The 15,695-nt window shown below is 69.2% G+C and carries 14 protein-coding genes; 9 read left to right on the top strand and 5 right to left on the bottom strand.

Annotation, left to right across the window (positions count from 1 at the left end; all coding sequences use genetic code 11):
- The first annotated feature begins 217 nt into the window (after positions 1-217).
- The 4 genes from QZ607_RS06500 (at position 218) to QZ607_RS06485 (ending at position 3,601) form a co-directional block, all read left to right on the top strand.
- Positions 218-886, top strand: coding sequence for a TetR/AcrR family transcriptional regulator (locus QZ607_RS06500; RefSeq protein ID WP_295880981.1), 669 nt, complete (start codon positions 218-220; stop codon positions 884-886).
- On the top strand, positions 883-1,038 hold the full coding sequence (locus QZ607_RS06495) for a hypothetical protein (RefSeq protein ID WP_295880979.1): 156 nt from the start codon (positions 883-885) through the stop codon (positions 1,036-1,038). Before QZ607_RS06500 ends, QZ607_RS06495 begins: the two co-directional genes overlap by 4 nt.
- Positions 1,035-2,036 (top strand): 5-bromo-4-chloroindolyl phosphate hydrolysis family protein, encoded by a 1,002-nt coding sequence (locus QZ607_RS06490; protein WP_295880977.1) that lies wholly within the window; start codon positions 1,035-1,037, stop codon positions 2,034-2,036. The genes QZ607_RS06495 and QZ607_RS06490 overlap by 4 nt, the downstream gene beginning before the upstream one ends.
- Before the next feature lie 812 nt (positions 2,037-2,848).
- Entirely contained in the window at positions 2,849-3,601 is a 753-nt protein-coding gene (locus tag QZ607_RS06485; protein ID WP_295880975.1) for a DUF1194 domain-containing protein, read from the top strand.
- A 132-nt stretch (positions 3,602-3,733) separates the two neighbouring features.
- Here QZ607_RS06485 and QZ607_RS06480 read toward each other — a convergent pair whose 3' ends face one another.
- Complete coding sequence (locus QZ607_RS06480; protein ID WP_295880973.1) at positions 3,734-5,278, bottom strand: AAA family ATPase; 1,545 nt, start codon at positions 5,276-5,278, stop codon at positions 3,734-3,736.
- Positions 5,279-5,470: 192 nt separating this feature from the next.
- Here QZ607_RS06480 and dapB point away from each other — a divergent pair, with 192 nt between their 5' ends.
- A complete protein-coding gene (gene dapB / locus QZ607_RS06475) occupies positions 5,471-6,286 on the top strand; it encodes a 4-hydroxy-tetrahydrodipicolinate reductase (RefSeq protein WP_295881024.1) in 816 nt (271 codons plus the stop codon).
- Positions 6,287-6,409: 123 nt separating this feature from the next.
- Here dapB and QZ607_RS06470 read toward each other — a convergent pair whose 3' ends face one another.
- The 3 genes from QZ607_RS06470 to QZ607_RS06460 all read right to left on the bottom strand — a co-directional run bounded on the left by QZ607_RS06470 (position 6,410) and on the right by QZ607_RS06460 (position 10,955).
- Positions 6,410-8,656, bottom strand: a complete 2,247-nt coding sequence (locus tag QZ607_RS06470; protein WP_295880971.1) for a S8 family serine peptidase — start codon at positions 8,654-8,656, stop codon at positions 6,410-6,412.
- Positions 8,657-8,994: 338 nt separating this feature from the next.
- Positions 8,995-9,423: a DNA polymerase III subunit chi gene (locus QZ607_RS06465; protein ID WP_295880968.1), complete on the bottom strand. Its 429-nt coding sequence runs from the start codon at positions 9,421-9,423 to the stop codon at positions 8,995-8,997.
- Positions 9,424-9,467: 44 nt separating this feature from the next.
- Positions 9,468-10,955, bottom strand: a complete 1,488-nt coding sequence (locus QZ607_RS06460; protein ID WP_295880965.1) for a leucyl aminopeptidase — start codon at positions 10,953-10,955, stop codon at positions 9,468-9,470.
- A 271-nt stretch (positions 10,956-11,226) separates the two neighbouring features.
- Between QZ607_RS06460 and lptG the strand changes: the two genes are divergently transcribed.
- Positions 11,227-12,288, top strand: a complete 1,062-nt coding sequence (gene lptG / locus QZ607_RS06455) for an LPS export ABC transporter permease LptG (RefSeq protein ID WP_295880964.1) — start codon at positions 11,227-11,229, stop codon at positions 12,286-12,288.
- Between the two features lie 51 nt (positions 12,289-12,339).
- Here lptG and QZ607_RS06450 read toward each other — a convergent pair whose 3' ends face one another.
- Positions 12,340-12,696 (bottom strand): Hpt domain-containing protein, encoded by a 357-nt coding sequence (locus tag QZ607_RS06450; RefSeq protein WP_295880962.1) that lies wholly within the window; start codon positions 12,694-12,696, stop codon positions 12,340-12,342.
- 210 nt (positions 12,697-12,906) lie between these two features.
- Between QZ607_RS06450 and cysM the strand changes: the two genes are divergently transcribed.
- The 3 genes from cysM to QZ607_RS06435 are packed head-to-tail and all read left to right on the top strand — an operon-like array spanning position 12,907 to position 15,684.
- Positions 12,907-13,797 (top strand): cysteine synthase CysM, encoded by an 891-nt coding sequence (gene cysM / locus QZ607_RS06445; RefSeq protein WP_295880960.1) that lies wholly within the window; start codon positions 12,907-12,909, stop codon positions 13,795-13,797.
- A gap of 26 nt (positions 13,798-13,823) precedes the next feature.
- Positions 13,824-15,167 (top strand): 23S rRNA (uracil(1939)-C(5))-methyltransferase RlmD, encoded by a 1,344-nt coding sequence (rlmD, locus tag QZ607_RS06440; RefSeq protein WP_295880958.1) that lies wholly within the window; start codon positions 13,824-13,826, stop codon positions 15,165-15,167.
- 49 nt (positions 15,168-15,216) lie between these two features.
- Entirely contained in the window at positions 15,217-15,684 is a 468-nt protein-coding gene (locus QZ607_RS06435) for a CYTH domain-containing protein (RefSeq protein ID WP_295880955.1), read from the top strand.
- Positions 15,685-15,695 lie beyond the last annotated feature (11 nt).

Here is a 15,695-nt window from a genome sequence, read left to right as displayed (position 1 = left end):
CTAAACTGGACCGTATGGTTCGATAATAGATCAAGCAAACTGGACCGTCCAGTATGATTTTTACCCAGATCGAGGATTCCCGCAGTAGATCCCTGGGCACCCCCACGCAGCGCGTCGAGCTGATCCGCCGGGGCTCAGGACCCTGCGGACCGGCAGGCATCGGCGCCGCAGCGCCCGGCAGGAAGCGTGAGCGCCATGGCATGCCGGGCGCCCCGTCATGAGTGCGCAGCCCGCAGCGGCGGCCGGCCGTGGCGGCCGACCCAAGAGCACCGAGAAGCGCGCCGCCATCGTGCAGGCGGCGAGCACGCTGTTTCTGGAGCAGGGGCTTCAGGGCACGAGCATGGAGCGTGTGGCCCGCGCCGCCGGGGTGTCCAAGCAGACGCTGTACTCGCACTTCGCCGGTAAGGAGGACCTGTTCCAGCACTGCATCCGCGCCAAGGTGGAAAGCTATGGCTTCGACGGTGCCACGGTGCCGCCCGGCGAGGACGCACGGGCCGTGCTGCGCACCCTGGTGCAGCGCTTCATGGACCTGATCCTGGACCCGGAAGTCGTGGCCACACATCGGCTCGTCATCGCCGAGGCCTGCGCCCACCCGGGCATTGCCGCGCGCTTTTTCGACAGCGGACCCGCGGCCATCCAGCACACTGTGGCAACGGCCCTGGAGGAGCTGGTGCGGCGCGGGCTGCTGCGCCGCCACGACACCCGCGCGGCGGCCTGGCAGCTGCTGAACCTGTGCTTCGGCAGCTTCCAGCTGCGGTTGCTGCTGAACCTCATCGACGGCGTGCCGGAAGCGGAGCTCGCCGCCCACCTGGCCAGCGCCGTGGATGACTTCGTGCGTCTGCACGGTGCGCAGCCCCCGGCGGACGCCGTATCATCGCGCTCATGAGCAAGACCTCCGCGTACCCATCTACGGCCTCCAGCAGTGGCCTGACCCAAGCGGCACCGCCGTCACCGCGTCTCGGCAGCCGCGTGCTGGGCTGGTCCCTGATGACCCTGAGTCTGGGGCTGGTGTCCTGCCAGTCGCTGTTCTACCTATGAGCGGGGAGCCTGATGAACGCCCGGACGGCGCCGGGCAGCCGAAGGGCGCCCCCACCCGGACCCGGGATCTCGGGCGGCTGTTGGACAAGGTCTCGGATCTGGACCTGCACCTGAACCTGCCGGCCGCCCGCCCCATGGGCACGCTGCCTGCCCGGGCACGCAAGGCGGCCGCCGCCCCGCAGCGCCATGCAATGTCCCGTCGCCGGCGCCCGGGCGTCTTCGGCCTGTGGCTCCTGTCCGCACCCCTGCTGCTGTCGGCGGTGATGGCGCTGGCCGCCGGGCGCTTCGGCGGCTTCATCGGCGATGCCCTGGGCTGGGGGCTGATTGCCCTCGGGGCGGTGCTCACCCGCGGCAGTGCGGACGACCCGGGCGCGCTGGAGCGGCGCTTCTCCCGGCGGCTGCGGCTGTCGCGCAGGAACCTGGGCGGGCTCGCGGTGGCCGCCGGCGTCACCCTTGCCGCTGTGCTGGGGGTGGGGCACTCGCTGCCGGTGGGACTCGCCTTCGGCGCACTGGCGGCGCTGGCATTCCACCTCATCTACCGCTTCGAGCCCCTGTTGGCGGGAGAGAAGCTGGGCACCGGTGACCGCGAGTCGCGCCAGGTTGCGGAGGCCCTGGCGGAGGCCGAGCAGCGGCTCATCACCATCGAGCAGGCGGCACGCGCCGTCGGCAACCCGGAGCTGGAGGCCCGGCTCGGGCGCATCGCCGCCGAGGGCCGCGGCATGCTCGCGCAGATCGCCGAGCGGCCGTCGGACCTGCGCCGTGCGCGGCGCTTCCTGACCGTGTTTCTGGAGGGTGCCGAGCAGGTCTCCGACGGCTATGTGCGCACCCACCGCCACAGCGACAGCCCTGAGCTCACCCAGAGCTTCCGCAACGTGCTCATCACCATCGAGGAGCAGTTCCACCGCCAGCGCGAGCGCCTGCGCCGCGCCGATGTCATGGACCTCGACGTGCAGATCGAGGTGCTGCGCAAGCAGCTGGAGCAGGAAGGTCTCCGCTGAGCGTCGCCGGCAGCGCCGACCGAGGCGTGCCGGGCCCGCTGGAATGCGCTGTCGGGGCGGCGTTCACCGCTGCCGCCAGCCCGGACTTGCGGCGTCCAATCGAGCCGTGCTTCTCGCGTCCATCCGGCGCTGCTGAGCGCCTCAGCAAATCATGTCCTGGCTCCCCGCAGCTGGCTTTCCAGGCTGCGCCGCGCATTCCCACGCACGCCTGCGACGGTGGCCCTCCGGCGTTGCGGTGATCCGGCCACACCCGCGGCCCTGGCGTCCCGCTGCCGGCGCACCCTCGGGTGTCAGCTTTCTTTACAGCTGCCCGTCGAGTCCTGCTTCGCGTTTCGCCTGGACGCGGCGGGTACTGCTGCCTGTTAGGAATCCGTGCTTGTCAAGCCCTTGCGCGACCGTCAGTCCCGCAGCTGCGGTGTCCGGGCGGGCACAGCTCCGATCTGCATGAGAGCAGTCTTCCCGATAAGGCCGACAGAGTCCACATGAGGCCGCAGCAAAACGGAACAGACAGAAATAATAGGTAGAAACCCTGATGTCTGGATAAGCTTTTCTCGACGACTGAATGCAGCGTGCCCCTATTCAATCAAATAGATCATTGTGAAGGGGTTATACGAATCGTGTAATCGCCTTTACACATTCTTTGTACACCGCACCTTCAATTGCCGGAAAACTCTCATAAGACACTGTATAAAAAGGAAAAACATTAACTGGCATGCGCTGTGCTTTAAGGCTGTCGCGGCAATGCTCCAGGCAATGCGCCACTGTGTTGTCCGGCTGTCGCAGAGTCGTTATTCGTTTCAGAGGATCTCATCATGAAAGCTTTTCGCGCACTCGCCGCACTGCCGTTGGTCTTTGGATTGGGGAGCGCTCACGCGAGCCTCATCCCGGTGGATCTGGGCCTCTCCCTCGTCATTGATGTTTCAGGCAGCATCAGCTCGTCCGAATATACGCTGCAGATGGATGGTTACGCCCAGGCGTTTCGGGACTCAGGCATCCAGTCGAAGCTCTTGTCCGGTCAGAACGGCGCAGTGGCGGTGAACGCCGTGTTCTTTGCCAGTGGGGCCCTGACGACGTCCCTGGATGCCTTCCAGATCCTGGATTCGGCGGCGGCCATCGATGCCTTTGCACAGACCCTGGATGCATTCGGGCGGCCGGGTACCGGCGGCACCAATATCCCCGCGGGTATGAACAAGGCATTGGGTTTGCTGACGGGCATCGACGGCCCGATGACGACCAACCTGATCATGGATGTCTCGGGCGACGGGGCCAGCAGCGCGTTCTCCACGCAGGCGGCCCGGGACGCCGCCGAAGCAGCCGGCGTGGTCGTCAACGGTCTGGCCATCGGCAGCTCGTCCATCGCCACCTTCTACGCCAACAACGTCGTCACCTCGGACGGCATCGTGGTGCCGGCCGCATCCTTCGACGATTTCGAGCGAGCCGTGCGCGAGAAGATCGAGATCGAGGCCAGCTCGATCCCCCAAGTGCCGGTACCTGGAACCCTGGTGCTGGTGGCTGCGGGCCTGCTGGGCGTGGGTCTGCGTCGGCGCAGGGCCGCAACGGTCTGATGGGGCCATCGGCCTGAGCGCGACGTTGCGCGCCGGCCGTTGCGGTCGGCGCCAGTCGACTTGACCCGGAGCTGGGCGCCGGGACCGGCAGCGCCGCGGACACAGCATCCGGGCGCGGCCGGTCCGGCGCTTTCATTCCTTCGGCGCCGGCTTGGAGGCGGTGATGGCCCGCTTGAAGCACCAGTCTTTGATGGCCTTGATCTGCTCCACCATGGTCCGTGAGAGGGGAATGATGGCGACGATGTTGTTCACCACGTCCCGCTCGGTGAAGGGGCGGTCCTCCTGATAGGCATCGATGCGGGCGGACTTCACCGCCTGCTCGATCTCGGCACCGCTCCACTCCTTGGTGCTGGCGGCGAGATAGCCCAGGTTGAAGTCGTCCGGATTGCCGCCGTTGGCCTGGATGTGGATGCGGAAGATCTCGCGGCGCTCCTCCTTGTGCGGCAGGTCCAGGAAGAAGAGCTGGTCGAAGCGCCCCTTGCGCATCAGCTCCGCCGGCAGGGCCTGGATGCGGTTGGCGGTGGCGGCGACGAAGACGCGGGGGTCCTTCTCCTGCAGCCAGGTGAGGAAGCTCGAGAAGATGTTCACATTGCCGGCGCCATGGGCACCGCCGCCGCCGTGCTCGTCGTAGCCGAAGGCGTTCTCGATCTCATCCACCCAGAGCACGATGGGGGCGACTTCCTCCGCCATGCGCGTGGCCTGCTCGAACGCGTACTCCGCCGTGCCGAAGCTGCCGGACAGCACCAGGCTCATGTCCATGCGCACCAACGGCAGCTGCCAGGCGGCGGCGATGGCCTTGGCGGCCATGCTCTTGCCGCAGCCTGAGACGCCCATGAAGAGCACGCCCCGGGGCAGGGGAATGCCCGCCTCGTAGGCCTTCTCCGAGAACAGATCCGCGCGCTTGACCACCCATTCCTTGAGGTTCTCCAGGCCGCCCACGTCGTTCAGGTTGCGCTGGGGTGGATAGAAGCGCAGGCAGCTCTCCTTGCGCAGCAGCTGGGATTTCTCTTCCTGGATCTCGGCCAACGTCGCATCCAGGTCCGCGCCCTCGCCGCGGAACAGGCGCGCCTGCAGGTGCATGACCTCGTTCAGGGACAGTCCGCGCATGGCCGCGGCGAACCGGTACAGGTGCTCGCGCGGCGTGTCGCCGACGTTGGGTGCGCCGGCCAGGGTGTCGACGATCTCTTCCTCGGACGGCAGGTCCATCTCGATGAGGAAAAGCTCTTTCTTGAGAATCTCCGGCAGGATGAGCTGCGGATAGCTCAGGAAGACATGAATGCTGCGCTGCTTGAGGCGGTAGTACAGGTCCCGCACGGCGCGCACCAGGGCCGGATTGGCCTCGAACCACACCGGCAGGTCCTTCATCAGGTACATGGCCGGGCGCTCGGACCCGGCGATGGCGCGCAGTGCGGCGATGGGGTCGCGCAGGTCCGCGTTGCCGCCGGCATCCGCCACCGCGGCGAGGGCCGTACCTGAGGGGTCGCCGTCGCCGGCGTGGAAGCCGTCGTTCGCGCTCCAGACGATGAGCTCACCGGCGCCGTTGTAATAGCTCTTGGCCACCGAGCGCAGCAGCCGCTCGATGCGCTCCTCTTCCCAACCGAGGACGTAGAACAGGGGATAACGCGAGCGCAGTCCGCGCGAGATCTTCTGCACGGTCTTGCGGTTCAGGACAGCCATGGGTGTGGGTCGAGCGACGGTTTGGAAAGACGGGACAACCCCTGAGCGTACGCCGCCGCCGTGGGGGCGTCCAGCGCCGCGACGGGTCGGCGCGATGGGGCAGCGAAGGGCTGCGCTGGCGCATCGCGCGCGCCGGCCGCGTCGGGTATCTTTGGGCTATCGAGCAACCGGAGAGATTCTGTGGAGCCGAAGATGGCGGAGATTCGTGTGGCGGTGGCGGGCGCCGGTGGGCGCATGGGCCGCACCCTGGTGGGCGCCGTGCACCGGGCCGATGGACTGGTGGTGAGCGCCGCAACCGAGCAGGCCGACAGCGGCCTCATCGGACTCGATGTGGGCGAGGTGGCCGGCATCGGCAAGCTGGGCGCGGCCATCCGCCCGGACCTGGACGAGGTGCTCGGCGAGTTCGATGTGCTCATCGATTTCACCACGCCGGATGCCACCATGCACAACCTGGCGCTGTGCCGGGATGCCCGCTGCCGCACCGTCATCGGCACCACGGGCCTGAGCCCGGGCCAGCGCGAGGCCGTGAGCGAGGCGGCCATCGACATCGCGCTGGTCTACGCGCCCAACATGTCCGTCGGCGTCAACCTCTGCTTCAAGCTGCTGGAGACCGCCGCGAAGGTCATGGGCGAGGATGTCGACATCGAGATCATCGAGGCCCACCACCGCCACAAGGTGGACGCCCCCTCGGGCACGGCGCTGCGCATGGGGGAGGTCATCGCCGATACCCTCGGCCGCAACCTCGGCGATGTGGCCGTCTACGGCCGCCACGGCCACACGGGGCCCAGGGACCGGCAGACCATCGGCTTCGAGACCATCCGCGCCGGGGATACCGTCGGTGAGCATTCGGTCTGGTTCGCCGCCGACGGCGAGCGGGTGGAGATCAGCCATCGCGCCAGCAACCGCATGACCTTCGCCCGCGGTGCGGTGCGTGCCGCCGGCTGGATTGCAGACAAGGAGCGCGGTCAGTTCGACATGCAGGACGTGCTGGGGCTGCGGGAGCTGTAGCTGTTCGTCAACGGCGGCCGTCGCTCGCGACGGGGCGGCCTGCGGCGGCCGTGCGACGGTGCCGCGGCAACGCGCCCATCCCCCACTGGCTGCGCCATACCCACAGGTTTCGCCGCTGCCCGCTCAGGGCACAGCCGCACAGACGGACACATCATCGATGCCGGCCTCCACCAGGTCGCCGGCGGGCGTGCCGTCGGAGGCCTGGATGCGCAGCTGCACCCGTGCCCCCGCGGGCACCGGTGCCGTGGCCTGGGTCCAGGCCGCGTTGACGGTCTCATCGGCGTTGGCCGCCAGTGTGGACCAGGTGCTGCCGCCGTCGGTGGACAGCTCCAGGCGGAAGAAGTCTCCCGCGGGGTCGTCGCCGGCATCACGCTGACCGGAGAAGTACCACAACGACAGCGTTGAATCCTGTGCCACGTCGTACACCGGCGAGGTGGCGACGCAGTTCCCGCCGTCCACGTCATTGGTACCCGCGGCAATGTTGAGTGCCGTGAAGTAGGCATCACCGCTGCCGGTGGTGTGATCGCCGTCCACCTGGGTGATCACCCCGAGGTTGTTCACCAGCGTCGGCCGCGCCGCCACGAAGGCGCCGGTGGTGCAGGTGCTTGCGGCGGTGTCGTTGCTCCAGCCGGCGGCGCCGTCCTCGAAGTCCACCACGAGGCTGCAGCTGGTGCCGGGCGCCGCGCTCACGTCGATGGTCGCCGTGGCGGTGTCGCTGGCGCCGTCGTCGTCGGTGACGGTCAGGGTGACTGTGTAGCTGCCGTCCGTTGCATAGCTGTGGTCGGTGCTGACGCCGCTGCCGCCGGCACCGTCACCGAAAGTCCAGGCGTAGGACTGAATGAAGCCGTCGCTGTCGGCGCTGCCACCGGCATCGAAGCTGCACGCAAGGTCTGTGCAGGTGGAGACGAAGGCCGCGGTCGGCGGCGCATTGGCTTCACCACCGCCGCCACTGGCGTAGTCCGGGGCCTGAGTCACGGCGGTGAGGCCGTTGACCCGCGGCGAGATGCGGGCGTTCTTCGGGTCGAGGACAGCATCGCCGGTGCCCGTCAGCAGTGCGCGGATGTCCTCCGGGGTCAGCGCGCCTTTGCCGGCGGACTCGATGGCGAGGGCCGCGACGCCGGCGGCAAAGGGCGTGGCGGAGGAGGTCCCGCCGAAGCAATTCTGCGGCGTGCCGCCGGGCAGGACCGTTGCGGCACAGGTGGACGGGGCGACCAGGTCGAGGAAGCTGGCGCTGTTGGAGTAGACGATCACATTGTCCGCCTGGGCAGCCTCGACTGCCGCCAGATAGCCGGTCGGGCAGTTCGGACTCACGGCGGCGTCTGCGCAGGTGTCGCTGCTGACGCACCACTGTATGGTGCCGAGCGGGGCATCGTAGACGGCGCCGACGCTGATGACGTCGGAGAAGCAGGCGGGGCGGGCCATGGCATCACACAACCCCGCATTGCCGCTGGCGGCGATGACCGTGATGCCGGCATCCACCGCATTGCGGATGGCATTGAAATAGAGACTGGATGAGGCGTCGCACGCGCTCTCGGAGCTGTAGGTTCCTCCGCCGAGGCTCATGGATATGATGTCGATGCCATACACATCCCGGTTGGCCACGGCCCAGTCGATGGCCCCAACCAGGTCGCCGTCCAACAGCGGCAGACCGCAGAGGCCGGAGGACTGGATCTTCAGGAATACGAAGTCTGCACCCGGGGCCACACCCGCAGCGGTGACCCCGGCACCCAATGCCACACCGGCGACGGACGTGCCGTGGGACTGGCTCGCGCAGTCATTCAGGGGGTCCGGGTCATTGTCGCCGAAGTCGTAGCCACCGAGGTATTTGCCGTCGAAGTCGGGGAGGTTGTAGTCGATGCCGTCATCGATGATCGCCATGACCACGCCGCTGCCGTCTGCGCCCGCGCCCTGGGCCAGGTCCACGTCGGTCAACGGAAAGCTCTCCGCGTCAGCCTTATAGTGGACCGGCATCCGCTCCACGTAAGTCACATCGCTGCGCGCCGCAAGGGCCTGGATCTCGGTGCGGGTCAGCTCCGCGGAGAAGCCGAACAGCGTTTGGTAGCGATTCAGGACTCTGGCGCCCGAGCTGCTCTGCGCAAAGACCCCAATGATCCGGTCCTGTGCGGCGGCGATCTCCGCGGCCTGCCCCTGTCCTGGCAGACGGCCGCGGGAGTCGAGGCTGACGATGACCCGTACCAGCTCCTGGTCGCCCGTGCCCAGCTGCGCAGCCAGGGCCGGCTGGATCTTGCTGGAGGCGACGCTGCCCGCGCCGGGGACCGCCGCCGGCGCTGCTGCGGGAGTGGCCTGCGCCAGGAGGGTCGACGAGAAGCAGGTGAGCGCAAGCGCACCGCAGAGGGTTCTCACGTCCATTGTATGTCCATTCACCGGATGAATTGCATTGGATGCGGGCGCCCGCGTCGTCGGCGCGCCGTGAAACGGAAGGGTTCAGCGGCGGCCACGTCGGCAAGCGGGTCAACGCACTACCCTCACCCGCGCGGGATGAGCTATCAATCGGTGAAAGTCTTTTGTTGATGATGAGGGAAACGCGCGCAGCCACCGCAACGGGTCAGGGTCAGCGTCCTGTCATGATGCGCTGAGCTGACCTGACGGGGCTCAAATCGGTTGGACGACGACACCCTCGGGTTGGTCAGCGCCGCCGCGGCGCGGTCGTGCGGTGGGCCAACGGCCGGTCCGTCCGCCGTAGCGGGTCAGCGGATCTCGTGGTGCTTCAGCGCGTAGCCGCAGTCCTTGTAGTACTTCCAGCGTGTGCGCCCGGCCTGGCGCACGGTTGGATCATGATCCAGCGGCTCGCACAGGCGCTCGAAGCGGGCGAAGAACTCCGGTACCCCGGGGCTCAGGTTGATGAGGACCTGGTCCTCGGTGGCGGGCTCGCCGTCGCTGCTGATGAGGACCGGGGTATAGGCGGGGTTGGTCTCACCGACGAGGCCATGGGGCACGAAGCTGGCGTCGCGAAAGGTCCAGAGCAGGCGGTCGAGCTGTCGGGCGAGATTGGGCTCCGGCGCATGGATCAGCACCCGCCGCCCCTCGCCATGGGCACGCTCGGCAATGCGGCAGGCGAGGGTGAGGCGGTCGCCGCGGGCACCGTCGGCGAGGATGTAGAAGTCCACCCGGGTCATGGCGGCATGGAGCCCATGCTCCCAGTGCGACGCACGGTGACGGCCTAAGCCCCGGTCTCCACCCCGCTGCGGCGGATGAGGAATTCGGCGAGCAGGGGCACGGGCCGCCCGGTGGCGCCCTTCTCCTTGCCCTTGACCCAGGCGGTGCCGGCGATGTCCAGGTGCGCCCAGGGGTAGGCCTTGGTGAACCGCGACAGGAAGCAGGCGGCGGTGACGGCACCCGCGTCGCGCCCGCCGATGTTGGCCATGTCGGCGAAGTTGCTGTCGAGCTGCTGCTGATAGTCCTCCCACAGCGGCATGCGCCAGACCCGGTCGGCGGCGGCCTCACCGGCCTCCGTCAGCTCCCGGGCGAGCTTGTCGTCGGCGGTGAAGAGCCCCGACGGGTGGCGGCCCAGGGCGACGATGCAGGCGCCGGTGAGGGTGGCCATGTCCAGCACCACATCGGGCTCGAAGCGCTCCACGTAGGTGAGTGCATCGCACAGGATGAGGCGGCCCTCGGCGTCGGTGTTGAGGATCTCGATGGTCTGCCCGGACAGGCTGGTGACCACGTCGCCGGGCTTGTTGGCATCGCCGTCCGGCAGGTTCTCCGAGGCCGGCACCACGCCGATGAGGTTGATGGGCAGGCCCATGCGCACGGCGGCGAGCACGGCGCCGAAGACGCTGGCACCGCCGGCCATGTCGTATTTCATCTCGTCCATGTCGGCGGCGGGCTTGATGGAGATGCCGCCGGCGTCGAAGGTGAGGCCCTTGCCCACCAGCACCACGGGCTTGGCGTCGGTGCCGCCGCCCTGGTAGGTCATCTTGATGAGCTTGGCCGGCTGGCGGCTGCCGCGGCTCACGGACAGCAGGGCGCCCATGCCGAGCCCCTCCATGGCGGCCTCGTCCAGCACCTCGGTGCTCAGGGCGGCGTGGGCATCGGCCAGCTTAAGCGCCTGCTCGGCAAGATAGCCCGGCGTGCAGATGTTGCCGGGCAGGTTGCCGAGCTCCCGCGCCAGCGCCACCCCAGCGCCGATGGCATCGGCGTGGGCCAGGGCGCGCTCGGCGGCGTCGCGCTGCGCCTTCTCCACCCAGAGCTCAAGGCGCGCAAGCGGGGTGGGGGCGTCCTCCTTGGGCGCCTTGGTGCGCTCGTAGCGGTAGGCGCTTTCCACCGCTTTGAGCCCGACCGCGCGCGCGCAGGCGTAGTCGTCGAGCCGGTCCGGCAGGGCCAGCAGGGCCTTGGTGATGTGCGTTTCGGCGAGCCGCGACAGCGCCGTGCCCAGGGCCTTGGCGAGCTTGGCGGCATCGCACTCCTTGCGCTTGCCGAGACCGAGCAGCAGCACCCGCTCGGCGGCGACGCCGGGCAGGTCGTAGGCCATGAGCCAGCCCTTGCCGCCGTCGAGGTCGCCCCGGCGCAGCAGCTTGACGACGGCGCCGTCGCTGGCCGCATCCACGGCCGCGGCAGGCGCCGAGAGCTTGTGCTTGTCGAATACGCCGATGATCAGGCAGGGGGTCTTGGCCTTGGCGAGGTCACCGCCGACGATCTTGAGCTCCATGGGGTCTCCTGTGGTCACTGGCTGCGTCAGGGCGGGCGCCGGCGGGGTGCCGACCCCGCGGCGCCGCCGGGCTGTGCTAACGTCCGCGGCGCTGAGTCTACCGGAACGGCACGAGCGGCAGAAACGACATGCTTCGACACCAGCGCAGCGGGGCACCGGCGGTGCCGGGCGGGCGGCCGCGGCCAAGGCGTCTTAGGCGGCAGCCAGTGGGAAAGCCGGGGGCACAGCATCGGTTGCGGCAGACGACGGCAGCCGGCCGGCGCGCGCGGCAATGAACCGGCTTGACCGCTACCTGGCCCGGGCCGTGATCCTGGGCACCCTCGCGACCCTGGCGGTGCTGCTGCCGCTGCTCGCGTTCTTCCTGCTCGCCGACGAGCTGAACAAGCTCGGCACCGAGGGCTACGGCTTCAAGGACGCGCTCTGGTTCGTGACCCTGAGCCTGCCCCGCTACGCCTATCAGGTGTTCCCCATCGCCACCCTCATCGGCGCCCTGGTGGGCCTGGGCCAGCTGGCGGCGGGGTCGGAGCTGGTGGCCATGCGCGCGGCGGGCGTGTCCATCGGGCGCATCGTGCTCGGGGCCATGCTGGGCGGCGCGCTGCTGGCGGCGGGCGCTGTGGTGCTGGGGGAGGTGGTGGCGCCGCCCGCGGAGCAGCGCGCGCTGGCACTGCGGCAGATGCTCCAGACCGGGGATGATCTATCCATGACCGCCGCCGGGCTCTGGGCGCGCGACGGCGACACCTTCGTCAACATCCGCGAGCTCAGTCCGGGCGCCGGTCTGCGGGGGATCTCCATCTACCGCGTCGAGGGCACGGCACTGCGGTCCGCCACCCATGCGCAAAGCGCGGTGTACCAGGACGGCGGCTGGGTGCTGCGCGACATCGAGCGCAGCATCATCAGCCGCGACGGCGTGCAGGTGGAGCGTGTGCCGGAGGCCGGCTGGTCGTCGCTGCTGCGCCCGTCGCTGCTCAAGGTCATCGTGGTGGAGCCGCAGGCGCTCTCGGTGTGGGGGCTGTACCGCTACATCCGCTTCATGGGCCGCAGCGGTCAGGACGCGGGCCGGTACGAGGTGGCCTTCTGGGGCAAGCTGGTGCAGCCGCTGCTGATCCTGGCCATGATCTTCGTCGCCATACCCGTGCTGCTCGGCTCGGCCCGCACCAGCGGCACCGGCATCAAGGTCTTCGTCGGCATCGTCATCGGCATCGCCTTCTACCTGGTGAGCCGCAGCTTTGCGTTCCTGTCGCTGCTCTACGGCATGAGTCCGGCCGTGGCGGCGCTGGCACCGCCGCTGCTCTTTGCCGGTGCCGCGCTGCTGTTGCTGCGGCGGGTGGGCTGATGCCGGCCGCCCGGCCCGGGCCGGTGCTCAAACCAGTGCTCAAACCAGTGCTCAATCCAGTGCACGCAGGTGCGCCAGCAGGCGCTCGATCTGCACGGCAAGGGCTTGCAGCGCCGCTGCGCTGTCCGCCGCATCGCCCGCGCGCGCCCGCTGCTCCAGCGTCTTGAGGCTCGCGCGCAGCGCTGTGACCCCACAGTAGGCCGCGCCGCCGCTCACGTGATGGGCACGCTCGGCGAGCTCGGTGAGCTCGCCCGCAGCGTGCAGGCGGCGCAGCGCCGCCAGGTCGTCCGGCAGGCCCGCGCACAGCTGCGCCAGCAGCCGACGCGCCAGGCCGAGGTCGCCGACGCTGCGCACGGCGGCGGCTTGGTCCCAGACGGGAAGCTCATCGGTGCTGTCCGGCTGCTGCATGGCGGCTCCGCGCAACTGTGGCTGACGCTGTGACCCGCTAACCTAGCGCGCAGGGCCGGCGCTGTATACCAGCGGGTCCTCGGGCAGGGTCCGCGGCGGTCTTTGCCGACCGTTGCCACTGGTGCACAATGATCCATCACCGGCTCGCCCGGCTCGCCCGTGTCCGGGCGGACGCGGCGCGACACAGGCAGCCAGCAGAGCGACAGGCACATGGACTATCCGGGTATCGAGCAATTCGTCGGCAATACGCCGCTGGTGCGCTTAAAGCGCCTGCCGGGCGAGACGTCCAACGTCATTCTCGGCAAGCTGGAGGGCAATAACCCTGCAGGCTCGGTCAAGGACCGCGCCGCGCTCAGCATGATCACGCATGCCGAGGCGCGCGGGCTGATCCGCCCCGGCGACACGCTCATCGAGGCCACCAGCGGCAACACCGGCATTGCGCTCGCCATGGCGGCGGCCATCAAGGGCTACCGCATGCTGCTCATCATGCCGGAGCACATGAGCGTGGAGCGGCGCCAGGCCATGGCCGCCTATGGGGCGGAGATCCGGCTCACGCCGCGGGAGGACAGCATGGAAGGCGCCATCGACCTCGCCCGCGACCTGGAGGCCCAGGGCGCCGGTGTGCGCCTGGACCAGTTCTCCAATCCCGACAACCCGCTCGCCCATGCCGAGACCACGGGCCCTGAGATCTGGCGCGACACCGCCGGCGGCGTGACCCATTTCGTGAGCGCCATGGGCACCACCGGCACCATCATGGGCACCAGCCGCTACCTGAAGGCCCAGAATCCGGCGGTCCAGATCATCGGTGTGCAGCCGGAGGAGGGCTCCAGCATTCCGGGCATCCGGCGCTGGCCGGAGGCCTACCTGCCGAAGATCTACGATGCCTCCCGGGTGGACCGCATCATCGACGTCTCCCAGCAGGAGGCGGAGGAGACCATGCGCGCCCTGGCCGCCCGCGAGGGCATCTTCGCCGGCGTCTCCTCGGGCGGCGCCATGGCCGCCGCACTCAGGCTTGCCAAGGAGGTGGAGGACGCGGTCATCGTGAGCATCGTCTGCGACCGCGGCGACCGTTACCTCTCCACCGGCGTCTACCCCGCCTGAGCCCATCCAGCGCGCACGCAAGCACCTTGGGCAAGAAGCGCAAGCCCCTGCCGACGGAGCCCGTTGCGGCGGACATCGCCTCGCTGAGCCACGACGGCCGGGGCGTGACGCACATCGACGGCAAGGCCGTGTTCGTGCACGGCGCCCTGCCGGGGGAGCGGGTGCTGTTCCGTTACACCGGTCGCGCCCGGCGCCACGACGAGGGCACGGTCACCGAGGTGCTCGCTCCGGCGGCGGAGCGCGTCGAGCCGCGCTGCGCCCACTTCGGTGTCTGCGGCGGCTGTGCCCTCCAGCACATGGACCCCGCCGCACAGGTGCACATGAAGCAGCAGGTGCTGGCGGAGACGCTGGCACGCATCGGCAAGGTGGCGCCCGAGCGTTGGCTGCCACCGCTGGTCGCGTCGCCCTGGGGCTATCGGCGCAAGGCACGGCTCGGCGTGCGCCGGGTGGCCAAGAAGGGCCGGGTGCTGGTGGGCTTCCGCGAGCGGGGGTCGTCCTTCGTCGCGAACCTCACCCATTGCGACGTGCTGCGCCCGGAGGTGGGGGAGCGCCTGCCGCAGCTCGCCGCGCTGGTGGAGGGCCTCTCCATCCGCGAGCGCGTGCCTCAGATCGAGGTTGCCCAGGGCGACGGCCCCATGGTGCTGGTGTTTCGGGTGCTGGACCCGCCGTCGGCCGGGGATGTGGACAAGCTCCTGGCCTTCGCCGCCGACACCGGCCTGCATGTCTATCTTCAGCCCGGCGGCACCGAGACCATCGCCCCATTGCCGGGGCAGGCAGTGCAGCTCAGCTATGTGCTGCCGGCGCACGACCCGGCAGACGCCGTCGAGATCCTGTTCGAGCCCACCGACTTCACCCAGGTGAACCTGGAACTGAACCGCATGATGCTGGATCAGGCCCTGGCGCTGCTGGACCCGGGACCGGATGACCGCGTGCTGGACCTGTTCTGCGGCCTCGGCAACTTCACGCTGCCGGTGGCGCGACGCGCCGCGGCGGTGGTGGGTGTCGAGGGCGAGGACGGGCTCGTCGCCCGCGCACGCCGTAATGCAGCGCACAACGGCATCCACAACGTCGAGTTTCAGTGCGCGGACCTCTACGCCGAGCCCACCGCCGCCGCACCCTGGCACACCGGGCGCTTCGACCTCGCCCTGCTCGACCCGCCGCGCAGCGGTGCCCTGGAGGTGCTGGAGCCGCTCGCGGCCACGGGCGTGCGCCGGCTGGTCTATGTTTCCTGCTACCCCGGCACCCTGGCCCGGGATGCCGGGCACCTGGTGCACCACCTCGGCTTCAGCCTCACCGCCGCCGGGGCCATGGACATGTTCCCGCACACGGCGCACCTGGAGGCGATGGCGGTGTTCGAGAAACATGCGTAGTGCGGCCGGCTGCTGCCGGCAGTGCGCAACCTGAGCAGAGGCTCCTTCCATGCCGACCGAAATCGAGCGCAAATTCCTGGTGCAGGGCGAGGGCTGGCGGGACGCCGTGGAGTCCGAGACCCGCATCATGCAGGGCTATCTCGCCAACAACCAGAACGCCACGGTGCGCGTGCGCGTGGCGGGGGAGCAGGCCTGGCTCACCATCAAGGGCATGATGCAGGGCCCGAGCCGCAGCGAGTACGAGTATCCCATCCCGCCCGAGGACGCCGCGGCCATGCTGGAAGAGCTCGCCGTCTCCGCACCCATCGACAAGGTGCGCTACCGCGTGCGCCACGGCGGGCACGTCTGGGACCTGGACGTCTTCGCGGGCGACAACGCGGGCCTGGTCATGGCCGAGGTGGAGCTCAGCCACGAGGACGAGGCCTTCGACATGCCCGACTGGGCGGGCCGTGAGGTCACCGGAGACGGGCGCTTCTACAACGTCAACCTGGCACGGCATCCCTACCGGCACTGGTGAGGTCGGCAGCG

The sequence above is a fragment of the uncultured Thiohalocapsa sp. genome (assembly GCF_913063425.1).
Lineage (GTDB): Bacteria > Pseudomonadota > Gammaproteobacteria > Chromatiales > Chromatiaceae > Thiohalocapsa.
Note: the sequence above shows the minus strand (reverse complement) of the source record. Positions and strands in the feature narration are given on the sequence as shown.